Origin of the sequence: Bacillus sp. COPE52, from assembly GCF_003355115.1 — a bacterium.
GTDB classification, from domain to species: domain Bacteria; phylum Bacillota; class Bacilli; order Bacillales; family Bacillaceae_G; genus Bacillus_A; species Bacillus_A toyonensis.
The window spans coordinates 3,319,329-3,331,773 of sequence record NZ_CP031292.1; the positions used below are offsets into that span (position 1 = coordinate 3,319,329).

Annotated in this window: 10 protein-coding genes and 1 pseudogene; 1 reads left to right on the forward strand and 10 read right to left on the reverse strand. The window is 34.4% G+C overall.

All coding sequences use genetic code 11. From position 1 onward, the window contains the following. Positions 1–7: 7 nt before the first annotated feature. The 10 genes and pseudogenes from DPQ31_RS16680 to DPQ31_RS16720 all read right to left on the reverse strand — a co-directional run bounded on the left by DPQ31_RS16680 (position 8) and on the right by DPQ31_RS16720 (position 11,796). Positions 8–2,236 carry a putative mucin/carbohydrate-binding domain-containing protein gene (locus tag DPQ31_RS16680; RefSeq protein ID WP_208730752.1) on the reverse strand — a complete coding sequence of 743 codons (2,229 nt, stop codon included), beginning with the start codon at positions 2,234–2,236 and terminating at the stop codon, positions 8–10. A 377-nt stretch (positions 2,237–2,613) separates the two neighbouring features. Further along, a pseudogene (locus tag DPQ31_RS16685) lies at positions 2,614–3,141 on the reverse strand (methyl-accepting chemotaxis protein); the annotation flags it as partial. Next, a complete protein-coding gene (locus DPQ31_RS29860; protein ID WP_395935043.1) occupies positions 3,113–3,418 on the reverse strand; it encodes an MCP four helix bundle domain-containing protein in 306 nt (101 codons plus the stop codon). The pseudogene DPQ31_RS16685 and the gene DPQ31_RS29860, both read right to left, overlap by 29 nt. A 508-nt stretch (positions 3,419–3,926) precedes the next feature. Next, entirely contained in the window at positions 3,927–4,550 is a 624-nt protein-coding gene (locus tag DPQ31_RS16690) for a GNAT family N-acetyltransferase (RefSeq protein ID WP_208730753.1), read from the reverse strand. A 62-nt stretch (positions 4,551–4,612) separates the two neighbouring features. After that, positions 4,613–5,197 (reverse strand): TetR/AcrR family transcriptional regulator, encoded by a 585-nt coding sequence (locus tag DPQ31_RS16695; RefSeq protein ID WP_097959637.1) that lies wholly within the window; start codon positions 5,195–5,197, stop codon positions 4,613–4,615. A 474-nt stretch (positions 5,198–5,671) separates the two neighbouring features. Beyond that, the gene (locus DPQ31_RS16700) at positions 5,672–7,045 is read right to left on the reverse strand and encodes an alpha/beta hydrolase family protein (RefSeq protein WP_208730754.1); all 1,374 of its coding nucleotides are present in this window, start codon (positions 7,043–7,045) and stop codon (positions 5,672–5,674) included. Positions 7,046–7,192: 147 nt separating this feature from the next. Next, positions 7,193–8,422, reverse strand: a complete 1,230-nt coding sequence (locus DPQ31_RS16705) for an aminopeptidase (RefSeq protein ID WP_097959635.1) — start codon at positions 8,420–8,422, stop codon at positions 7,193–7,195. A 911-nt stretch (positions 8,423–9,333) separates the two neighbouring features. Further along, positions 9,334–9,903, reverse strand: a complete 570-nt coding sequence (locus tag DPQ31_RS16710) for a 5' nucleotidase, NT5C type (protein ID WP_000668230.1) — start codon at positions 9,901–9,903, stop codon at positions 9,334–9,336. Positions 9,904–9,962: 59 nt separating this feature from the next. Then, a complete protein-coding gene (gene ribD / locus DPQ31_RS16715; RefSeq protein WP_199632195.1) occupies positions 9,963–11,066 on the reverse strand; it encodes a bifunctional diaminohydroxyphosphoribosylaminopyrimidine deaminase/5-amino-6-(5-phosphoribosylamino)uracil reductase RibD in 1,104 nt (367 codons plus the stop codon). Beyond that, on the reverse strand, positions 11,059–11,796 hold the full coding sequence (locus DPQ31_RS16720; protein WP_097959632.1) for a GTP cyclohydrolase II: 738 nt from the start codon (positions 11,794–11,796) through the stop codon (positions 11,059–11,061). The genes ribD and DPQ31_RS16720 overlap by 8 nt, the downstream gene beginning before the upstream one ends. A gap of 304 nt (positions 11,797–12,100) precedes the next feature. Between DPQ31_RS16720 and DPQ31_RS16725 the strand changes: the two genes are divergently transcribed. Then, on the forward strand, positions 12,101–12,418 hold the full coding sequence (locus DPQ31_RS16725; RefSeq protein WP_001000106.1) for a winged helix-turn-helix transcriptional regulator: 318 nt from the start codon (positions 12,101–12,103) through the stop codon (positions 12,416–12,418). Positions 12,419–12,445: the final 27 nt, after the last annotated feature.

Genomic DNA, 12,445 nt, shown 5'->3' on the forward strand with positions numbered 1-12,445 from the left:
TCAAAAATTACTCATTATATAAGCTATCTTTATATTTATTTATATACGTTATTTTTTGTGGTTCTGATAACATATTTATTGCCATCCACACATTCTTTTTCATTTCTAATTTTTGCATTGGTATCTCTTTTAAAAACGGATTGCCTATAATCGCTTCCATTTCTTCATCAATTCTTTGTATAAGATTTTTTTCTGGATTATTTTGCAAATAAGTATTTTTCAATCCCCATTTTGTCATTATAAATTCATTTGTTTTATTCATAGGATTGATAATAGTAGCTTTACTAGTTAATCGTTTTTTTACTTCATCATGATAGATTTTAATTCTATATCCTTCTTTTAGTGGGATGATATCTTTTACAATTGTTACATTTGTTCCTTCCATTTCCTTCGTATAAATTTTTTCACCCTTCTCATTAAACACCTCTATTGATGCATATTTTTCACCTGCATAATAGCTATGAGGCGTTTTAGTAGTAACCGTAAAAACAGCTCGCTTTTGCTCTAAGTCTGTATTTAGTTCGGCAAACTGATCATCTCCTAATCCTAGGAATTGAATCGTTTCATTTACCAAATTGCTCACTTTCATTTCGTTAACATCAATCGTTAGACTATTATCCTTTTCCTTTACATAGGCATAATACGTACTGAAATGGTACATACTATCCGTTTTCCCACCTGAAATCTCAACCGTATAGATTCCATTTGGTACGTCTTGTAAATTGATATCTGCTGTTTCAATTGTTTTTTCTTGAATAACTGTATTCCCTTCTTTTAATTTAATCTTTCCTCCTTTCAATGTATCTATTTCATTTGTATTTAAATGGATATGCAAATTCCCTTTTAACCCAAGTGAAGCAATTTGCTGATTCGTAACTATTTCAAAGTTAGAGTTTATCGGAATATCAGGATCAACTAGAGCTCTCGCCTTAGCTAATTGTGATTCAGGCACTATATACGCTAAAGAAGTAACTGCCGGATAACCTTTCGCCCTATTCATCTCTATTTGTTTATGATTAAGCTTAAAGCCCCATCTTTCAAAAACGGGTGTAAAATCAACTTGTACATTCTCGCTATAATACTGATTCATTAAATCTGGTAAATAATGGTCACCTTTTTTAAAAGCAGCATTACTAGCTAGTTTTCGATAACCTTGATACATTTTTGCAAAAGCTTCATTGCCAGCTTTTTGTTTCGCCATCGTTAAAAGAATAAGTTTTTGTCGTAAATCTAAGTCATCATAATTTTTATTTTCTTTCATTAAAGCATTGTATAAATTCCGTTCTACCTGTTCCTTCTTCCCAAAATTAAATAACCAACCAACTTGATCTGCTTTTTTGCCGTATTTATTATATTGATATTGAACACCAAATAGATTATTAGAAACTTCTCCTGTAAATATTCCTTGATTATCAAAACCAGCTTGGTATCCATGAGCGATTTCATGTAAAGTTCCCCAACTTAGTTTATCTAACCACATCTTTGTACTATCTGTACTATTGGCTGTCCAATTTGCGCCATAATAGGCACCGCCAGCACCGGATATATCTGCTTTTAAGAAATAACGATTTTGACTTTTTTTATTTTCAACCGTTGAGCCATCTAAACCAATAATTGAATCATACATCGCAAAAATATCCTCATAATATGCAATTAACTCATCCAACGATTGAAAATCTTTTAAAGATCTTACTAACTCTTTATCTTTTTTAGGTACAAATAATTGAAAACTCTCCCCTTGAATTAACGCATACTCCCCATCAAATTGATCCCATGTACTAAAAAATTGAGATACACTTCCTTGTTGTTTATAAATGGGAAGAGGCTTAGTAGCACTTTCATTTCCTATTTGGTACTCAAGTGTAGCGTGCTCTTCACCATACGGAGTATCTATGAAAGGAACTAAAGGCGTATCACCTTGAATCGTAATCCATTCATTTCCTACTTGTATGGATTTTTCATTTTTTGAGTCATTAGACAATAAACGTACTGTTAATTTGTCTTTAAAATTAGGATTCGTTTGTCTTACCTTTAATGGTGTATTTCTCTGCAAAATAAATCCTAAATCTTGTCGATCATGATATTTCCCCTTACTTATTCCTGCTTGAAATATCCACATAGGCTCTTCTAAACTAGTAATTTCTTTGACATTTGTTCGTTCGTCAGCATGTAAGTGTATATTTCCTATGAGGAAAAACATTGTATACACGATGCCTATAACAAGTAACCTTTTCATTTGTACATCTCCTTTTCTATTTTTTTTATATACAAAATACAATAAAACAAATTCCTCCTTCCTCACTTATAATTATGGCCAGTAAGTTATTTATCAGTGTAATTATTATAGTTACATTAATTCATGATTATCAATCAATATATGTATGTAATTTTGCATATACAAATATTTAATGGTAAATTCCGAAATATCGTATAATGATCCAATATTATTTCATACATTATTCAATAAAAAAACACACGAAGCCCCTTAAGTCTTCATGTGTTTTTATCTACATGTTAGTACACTTGTGATTGAATTAATTACTAAAATCTTTTTAATCGTGAAAAATCAATTATTTTTAGGCTGATAGCCGTACTTAATCTTTTACGATTTACTCATCCTTTTTGTTCTGTAATATTAAATTTCGAAACCAGTTCCGTTAATTCTTCCACCTTTTCTTTCATTTTGTTGGATTGAATTGATATTTGTTCAATTGATACGGCCTGTGATTGAATTGACTTTACTGTTTGAAGAGTCTCCTTCTTTACTTCTGTTGCAGTTTCAGAAACTAGCGAAAGAGAAGCATTTACTTCTTCTGTACCAGCTGACATCTCTTCTGTCGCTGCGGATACTTCTTGAATTTGACCTGTAATTTTATCAATATCTCTCATAATAGACAAGAAAGTTTGATTCGCTTTGTGAGCAGCTTCTTTTCCTTCTACTGCCTTTTGTTGTCCTTTTTGCATAACATTAACTGTATCTTTGGTATCTTGTTGAATGGATTTTATTAAATGATTAACTTCCTTTGCAGATTCTTTAGATTGCTCAACCAAGTCTCGAACTTCTGCGGCAACCACTGCGAATCCTTTCCCATTCTCTCCAGCACGTGCCGCTTCAATAGCAGCATTTAAGGCAAGAAGGTTCTTTAGCCTCAAACTGCTTTAAAAGATAATCATTTTCCTTACGAATTCCATCCATTTCTCTTATTAATTCGTTCATTCTTTTTTCATCTTTTGATAACATTATTTCCATAAAGTTCATATTAACGTGATAAAAATTAGATTCTACAATCCCAATCCACTCAACTGGTAGTAAATTATCCTCATACATATTAGAGGAAGTACTTTTCCCTCTTTCTAATCCCCAAAACCCTATTAGGGATAATACTATACATGCAATACTTGATATAGTTATTAATATGTTTAGTTTTGTACCAACCTTACTGTTTCTTAGTAATTCCCATTATTTTTCATTCTAATATACAGTTTAAATAATGTATTTTATAATAAGAATCCAAAAATTCATAATTATGAACACACCCCATTAATTCTTGAACTTCTCATCCAAAATATCCACAAATATTGTGGCACCAGGGGAACCCATCATTGATATATAAATTACGCTTCCATACAAGACCAGCCTAAAAATATTTTTCTTATTGCTCATTTTTCTATTTCCTCTCTATCAGAAGTACTCCTAGCACATCACACTTTAAAGAAACGGTGGTATTCCCTCATGCCCATCAAGCTAAGGTAATATACGTTTAATTTCAGGTTAGTTTTTTATTATTCTGAATATTTAGTGCAATTTTTCGAATAGTTTATATTAAATTTTTGAAAAAAATCTAATTTAGTTGATTTTTATTTAATCTTGGCTTGATAGTGATGGGGCGGTACCATTAGTACTGCCCTAATACGTTACAAATTTTTTATAAAAGGTTGTAACGTCCTACGTTTTTGACCATTCTGTACAACGATAACTTTGGTTTATTGATTTCACTTGTAATCTGGTAACCTAATCTCTGATACAATTTAATGGCAAGTTGGTTCTCTTTCTTTACTGTTAGAGAGCATTTGGCAAAGCCTTGCAGGGAAGCCTGTTCCTCAGCAAACTCAAGTAGTCTGGTACCTATCCCCAATCCTCGACTTTCGGGAAATAAGGCGATTGTTCCGATGTGAAACTCGTCATCTTCTCCCTCCTTCAAGGTAATCATGGAATAAAGCATTTTGATATTCCGAATGTTATAAACAAGAAAACCCAACTTTCGGAATGAAAGCAGCTGTTTAAAAGTGGACCAGGCAAGACGATTTAAAACGGGGATGGGATAGCAAGTAATCATCCCTAAAGTTTTCCCGTCCATTTGAGCTTCATAAGCGTATTGATGACTAAAACGGTTGTTCCCCTGCCGCCATAGCTTACAAAATGTCCCTTCGACTGTGTTCTTCTCCTCAGATCCTGCAAGTGGAAACGCCATGTATTCCAATGCCATTATATTTAGCTGGGCGCCGACCATGGATTGTTGAACAGCCTTTACTATAGAGATTTGATTCATTTCCCAGTACTCCTTTTCGCTTTATATATTATTGATGTTAATTATCATGGGTTTGTATTAGTTCACTCCCTTCTCAAATCATCCTTAGCTTTGAAACCATAATAAAATGTATTTAAAACAAGCTCTGCAGCAGATTTTTTAGCTACATTTCCTTCATGTACTTGTTCCCAAGTATGGAAAATCAGGGCATAAAGCGTATTCAAAATCCATTCGCTGCTAACCGTTTGCTGAAAGTAACCACGTTGTTGTAACAGCTCAATAACGCGTCGTATAGGTTCCCTCAGCTTCTCTTCGGCTTCACCTAATTCTTTGTTGTTAAATACAGATGCATCATGACCTAGAAAATAGATTTTGTCACCTAAAGGGATTAACTCTTCAATGAGTTCTGGAATATAGTTTTCGCTTCTTTCCTCATCCAGTGGGATCTGGTTTACGGTATCACTTACAAGTTGTATAGCCCGATGGCCCAAGAACAGCATCAATTTCTCTCTGCTTTCGACGTAACGATGGAGTGTAGCAATGCCAATTCCCGCATATTCCGCAATTTCATTCATCGAAGCAGTAGGATTTTCAACAAGTAATATAGTAGCCGAATCAAGAATTGCGTTAAATCTCGCTTCCTTTAACGTTGATAAGTCTTTCTTCATCGTCAATCTCTCCCTTTTTCTATATAAAGTCGTCATTTTTTGATAGATAAATATATCATTTGATAACATGATAAACAATCTCAAACAAAGTGTCCAGCTGCTAAATTTAGCTTTTCCAAAAGAATTATATTACTGAAACTGATAGTACTTTGAATGTTTTATTTTTATTATGTAGATGAAGATGAAGAAATTAATTTTTTGATGTAATACATACAAAAACCAAAGGAAATGGTACGATTCGCTTTCTTAGTAGAGAAAACAATTACATTAGCTGGGTTTTTTAAGCTATTTTTCACGATGTTCCCTTGTGATATTTTTATTTTTTTCACTAATATGGTTATCCTTCTTGCTAATTTTTCCAGCATTTTTTCATGAAGAATTAATAATTACAGTAATTTTTCTACTTTTATTGAATCCATTTGTACTTCATTTAATTACTGAATATTTTATAATGAAGGTACTTTCTGCATAAAGTTATCGGTTTACTTTAAAATTCACTTCTGGGTATTTGGTCATGAGCCCTTTAAGGGTTGAGCCATCATCCTTCTGTTTTACATACTGGTCAAAAAATGCCAAGCTGAATTCGTTGATAACGCGATGAACTTCCTTTGGATTTTCACCTGGGCTCTGCAACAGAGGGGAGAACAAATGTAAATCAGTGAAGCTTGTATGATCTGTATGAGGAATGACCATTGACATACCACCGCCAGCTAACCCACGTCCATATCGCTCCCTCACTTTATCGGGATCTGCTTCATCAGGCTCTACTGCACTCATGAGCAGAAATGGTTTTCCAATCCCACTTTCAGGTAAAATTTCCCCATACAAAGCGCCATCCATATTGATAGCTGCTTTAACACGAGAATCTTTTGCAAGTATTTGTGCTGCGGTAGCTCCACCATAAGAGTGCCCAAACATTCCAATTCGTGAGGTATCAAGCCTTCCTGTAAAGAAGCCGGCCTCATCGTTTTGGTTAAGTTTCTCTATCTGATTAAGCACAAAGGTGACATCTTCCTCCCATAATTTTATGTGGCTATCCCCTTCGTCATCAGTTAAATTGAAGGGCTGTACGTAAGCAGTTCGACCATCTGGAAAGACGGTAGCTGCAGTATCAAAAGTATGATCGATACTTAGAACAATATATCCTTGACTAGCCAACTCCTCAACTTCAAACGTGTTTTGATTACGAAAACCATTAAAACCATGAGAGAAAAGTAATATGGGATATTGATTCTCTGAGTCTGAGAGTTGTAAATCCATAAACGAATGAGATTTTACCAATTCCAAGTGGCTGAATGCAAATGCAGGAATAGACAATGTTTTTTCCAATCCCTTGGAGAGCTCATTTATGTTACGAATATAAGGTTCTTGATCCCCCTTGCTTTTTTCAGCTGCAGGATACCAAATTTGCACCATCAGTTCGCGTCGATCAGTTGGATTTTTCGAATATGGTTCATTTCTTTGATGATCAATCCAATGATATAGCTTCGTACCGACCCTATGTGGACCAGTTGGTTCTTCAAATGAAAATACTGGCATAAGTAAGGGTAGCGCAACTGCTACAGACAAATAGATGCACAACAACAAAGTCTTAACTATAAATATCCCCCGGCTTCTAAAGTCCTTTTTCCGTCCAGCTAATAAATAGCATAAAATTAAGATAACTGGGGATACATATGTCGGAATCATCTGCCATCTAAAACCTTCTGACAATAGCTGAACTGTAACCATTACAATAGCAACCAAAGTAGCTAATTTAGACCATTTTTTCGTTTCCCCGGCTACAAACAGTATCCAACTCAATAGACTAAAATTCACAACTATCAAAACGACTTCCCAGAAATTCATTGGCCTATCTCCTTTAAATGCATTTTACTTCTAAATTAAAGAGGTAGTTTTCAGTCTCAGCAAAAACAGATGAAACACCTATATAGTTGCACCAATTATGCTTAATAATCGTTTCATCCACTATACTCCTTTCTTCAAATTAAAAACTTAAAATGCCCAGCTACCTTTACGGAAAATTGGCTCTACAGTTCCATCTGGTAGAATACCGTCGACGTCCATCTCACTGCTGCCAATCATAAAGTCCTCATGTATTACTGAACTATTTGCACCTAACGTTTCAAGCTGATCGTTATCTAAATCCCTTCCACCCTCTAAGCAAGTTGGATAAGCTTTACCAATCGCTAAATGGTTCGAGGCATTTTCATCAAACAATGTATTAAAATATAAAATCCCCGATGCTGAAATTGGCGATAGATGTGGTACAAGTGCTACCTCACCTAAATAGCAGGCGCCTTCATCCACATTAATAAGCTCCTGTAATAAACCATGTCCTATCTGTGCTTCAGCTTTAATAATTTTTCCTTCTTCAAATGTCAGTTTAAAACCGTCGATAATATTCCCTTGATAAACTAATGGTTTTGTATTGCTTACATAGCCATTTACACCTTGTTTCATCGGTAACGTATAAACCTCTTCTGTCGGCATATTAGCCATAAAGATAGTATCATCTGGCGTTTTACCACCTCCAGTAATCCATTTATGCTGTGGCGCTAATGCAATTGTTAAATCAGTACCTGGCGCTGTATAGTGAAGCATCGCATATTTTTTATTGTTTAATAGGACCGCACGAGATTCTAAATTTGTTACATGTTCACGCCATTTTTCAACCGCATTTCCTTCACCGATACGAACAGCTTTAAAAATAGCCTCCCATAATGCTGGTACTTGATCCTCAGCTGCTAAATTCGGGAACACCTTCGATGCCCACTTTGATGAAGGAACTGCTACCATCGACCAAGCTATTAAATCCTTCATTACGGCGTTGCGATTGTTTCCTAGAGCAGCTCCTGATACCTTTTGATAGGTAGCTAGACGATCAGCTGAAATACCTGTAAATCTATCGGGGTCTGTAGCATCTATTATTAATAGTGCGCCATTACGTTCAATCAGCTCATCATTCATTTTGACTATCCATTCTGGGAAACGATTAAATTCTTCATCTGAGGCATGATCAAAGTAAGCACGATCCATTTCCTCATCCGAAAAATTAACATGAACACGCCCAGCCCCAGCCTTATAAGCCTCTTTCACAACTATACGGACGAAATCCAATGCATCCACTGATGTATTGACTAATAAGTATTGCCCTGGTTGAATATTGACACCAATTTTTACCGTAAGTTCTGCATATGCTTGTAATTTTTCTTCAAAAGTCATATTATTTACCTCACTTTTGTCCAATTGTTTTTGAATTCACTTCACAAGCTTGCCTTCATACCATACTTTCTGAACAGGTTTTCCAGGATTTTCTCTTGTCTATTTTTTACGTTTTTCATCAAGACATGATAACAACTTAGACAGAAATATATTTCAATGAATTTCGATGTTTTTACCAAATAATCTAATACAAGGTTATCAAGCACTACATAAAGTTATAGCGTTCTTTATTATGAAGGCTCACTCATTTCTTTCCAATCATTTCAATGCTGCTGCACCTAAATGCTTCCCATCAATGGGGCGTTTAACAATCTCAATCACACCTTTCTTTGTATAAAGTTGTTTTTGATAGATAATTCTATCATTTAATGCAAATATAAATCATTCTAAATGAATTTTCAAGCAATTAAATTTATTTTTTTAAATTTTTGGTAGCAACCTATGTAAAACTGGATTCTAACAAAGGCAGCGATAACGGTAAAATCTTTATGCATAAATGGATAAGAAATTACTGCTAAATATTAACGAGCCGATGTACTCTTAACTGGGTAAAAATCGGCTTTTTTATGTCAAAACTTTCTTAGCATATACTTTCGTTAAAATGTGGGCGGTACCCCATGCCCATCAAGCTAACATTTTGAAGTGCCGCCTAAAACAAAGAAATGTACAACTTCACGCGAAATTGTACATTTCTTTGCTTTGGGTGTTATAAAATTCTTAAGTTGATGGATATGTTGTATTCCCTGTAATCCCATCTTTGCTTTGGGTGTTATAAAATTCTTAAGTTGATGGATATGTTGTATTCCCTGTAATCCCAAAAAAAATGAGGAAAGACATATGACATATGTCTTTCCTCTAAAATTGTAATACTCAATATGCTCTTGGCTCTATTTAATTTTCTAATTAAATCTTTACATACTTTTCTTTATAATATTTCCTAACTCTGTCCAAGTTGTAATACGCGGGATATTGAGATGTTGATTGTAAGAAGTAGTTTTTGCATACACATTTATCGGTTTTCCTATTAATGTTTCTAAGACAGCCGGCTTATCATCAAAGAAATAGTTTAATTTCATTTCTTGTATGAAGTGTATTTTTTCTTCATCCTTCATTCCATAGAAAAAGCGATCTTCATGTACCGGAAAACCTTTTTCTATTAACCATTTTTTTGTTTGCTCTCCATGCTCTTTAGGTCGCGCCGTTATATAGTAAATTTCATGTCCCTGTCTTTCTAATTCTTGCAATGTCTCTACTGCATACGGAAACGGTGAACAAGAAGTATAATAAATCTCATCCAGCAAACTATTCCACATATGACTACCTTCCTCCGAAGTCATGCCAAATGCTTCATGAATTTCAATTGTTTTTAAAGAATGAAATACATCCAATCCTACTTTTTTGTTTAATTTTTTATTATATAAATGAAAAGCATGCTGCCTCAAATCAATTAATGTATCATCGATATCAAATCCAAACTTCACTCTTCATCGCTCCTTTCTGCAATCCATTTATCGGAAAATATAAGTAGCTTTTTTTCTCCTTATTTCTCATCTTTCCGATATTCTGGATAACCAATAAATCTATAATCTTTTCCAACCTGGGTAAATGATATATCCTTAAATTCAATTGCATCTTGCATTTTAGTAATACCAGTCCCCTCTACAAAGCTAGGCGCCAATCTGCCCCCAATAATTTTAGGTGCGAAATATAAAATAAGTTTATCCATCAATTCATTTTCAATAAACGAAGCATTTACCTCTCCACCACCTTCAATAAGCAGGGAGGAAACTCCTTTTTGCCCTAAAACATCAAGCATTTCATATAAGTTTATATGCTTTTCTCCGCTAGTAACAAATACTTTGACTCCTGCATTTTCTAATGCCTTCCTTTTTTCCGCTGCATGATTACTTGTTGTAAATATCCAGGTAGGAGCTTCTCCATCTGTAACAACGTGAGCTTCCATTGGTATGCGTAATGTTGAGTCCAAAATTACTCGAATTGGATTTCGCCCATTTGGAATACGAGTTGTCAATGATGGATTATCCTTTTGTACAGTATTCGCTCCTACTAAAATAGCTGCATTTTCATTTCGTATTTGGTGTACTTCCTGTCTTGCTTCTGTAGATGTGATCCACTTACTATCCGATAAAGAAGTAGCAATTTTCCCATCTAATGTAACACCCGATTTAATCGTTACAAATGGGCGCTTTGTCATAATATATTTATTAAAGACTTCATTCATCTTTTTAGATTCTTCTTCACACACTCCTACAAGTACTTCAATACCAGCATCTTGCAGAATTTTAATTCCACGTCCAGAAACAATTGGATTTGGATCAAGTGTAGCAACTATTACTCTCTTAATTCCTGCTTGTACAATTGCTTCTGCACAAGGCCCTGTTCTTCCATGATGAGAACAAGGTTCAAGAGTTACATAGATTGTACCACCACGTGCTTGTTCTCCCGCCATACGTATCGCATGTATTTCGGCATGTGGTTCTCCGGCCTTCATATGTGCTCCGATCCCTACAATTCGATTATCATTTACAATTACAGATCCAACCAGTGGATTTGGAGTGGTTTGTCCCTTCATAGCCTTGGCATTTTCTAGTGCTAACTTCATATACAATTCATGCTCAAGCATGTAAGTGTCCCCCTTCAAAATGTCCAGAACGTTGAATCTTCGTTTGCAAATATTTCTCATTAAACTCTGAGACATCACCCCATAACGGTTCACGACTCGTAACATTTAATCCAGCTTTTTGTAACGCTTCTAATTTTTTCGGATTATTTGTAATAAGTTTTACAGGTTTTGAGCGTAGCGCTTTTAACACTTCAATTGTATCATCATAGTTTCGAACATCATCTTCAAAACCTAGGTTTAGATTAGCTTCTACTGTATCTAACCCATTTTCTTGCAAGAGGTACGTCATCGCTTTACTAAACAAGCCAATCCCTCTTCCTTCATGATTCGCTAAGTAAAATAAAGCACCTGAACCATGTTCTGTAATCATTTGTAAAGACTGCTTTAATTGGAATCCACAATCACAACGTTTACTACCAAAGATATCACCCGTGTGACAAATACTATGCATACGAATTAGGGCATCTTCAGAATTCTCAAAATCACCATATACAAGCACACTAGATTGTTGCATATCAGCTAAATTAATAGATGAAAGTTTTTCGATAATTCCTTCTACACTATTTGTAACCTCACTACATTGCAACCAAGAATACCATTGGAAAACTTTAGTCTCCCCATATAAATTAATTGGCAATTTGATAGGACCTACTAAATAAATATCCTTTCCATCTTGATGTATAAATTTAATTTTATCTTCTAACATATGAATTGTATCTGTTGTAACCATTAAGTACCTCCAAGTATAGAGAATCTCTAAAAAATTCCCTTCCATCGTTATATTTTTTATTGTTTAACTTACACAACGTAAGTGTTTTTACAGATGATATTCTTTTTTCTCTCAGCTTATATGCAATATGTATCATTACAACTTTGGCCATTTAAAGAAAAGAACTTCACTTACATAAAACAACTTAGTTACTTTATGTAAGTGAGTATACAATCGTAATTAATTTACGTCAAGTAATTAATTATAAAAACATTTGTTACTAATAGTAAGATGTTATATAATTTGTTTTAGGAGGTGAAGGAAAATGAATGATTCTACATTATGCCCTCGCTTTGAAAAAGGAATGAAATTCTTTAGTCAACGATGGACAGCACTAATTATTTACCAACTTTTCTCTGGATCTCAGCGCTTTTGTACGCTTGAATCTTCTCTTCCTGTTAGCGGAAGATTACTTTCAGAAAGATTGAAAGAATTAGAACTAGAAGGAATTGTCGAACGTAAAGTCTTTCCTGAGACACCAGTTCGTATAGAATATTCTTTAACTCAAAAAGGATTTGCTTTAGAAACTATTATTCGCGGAATAGAAGAATGGTCACAGGAATGGATAGAACTTGAGGAATAGTATAAAAGCTTTTTCGTATATAGTTTT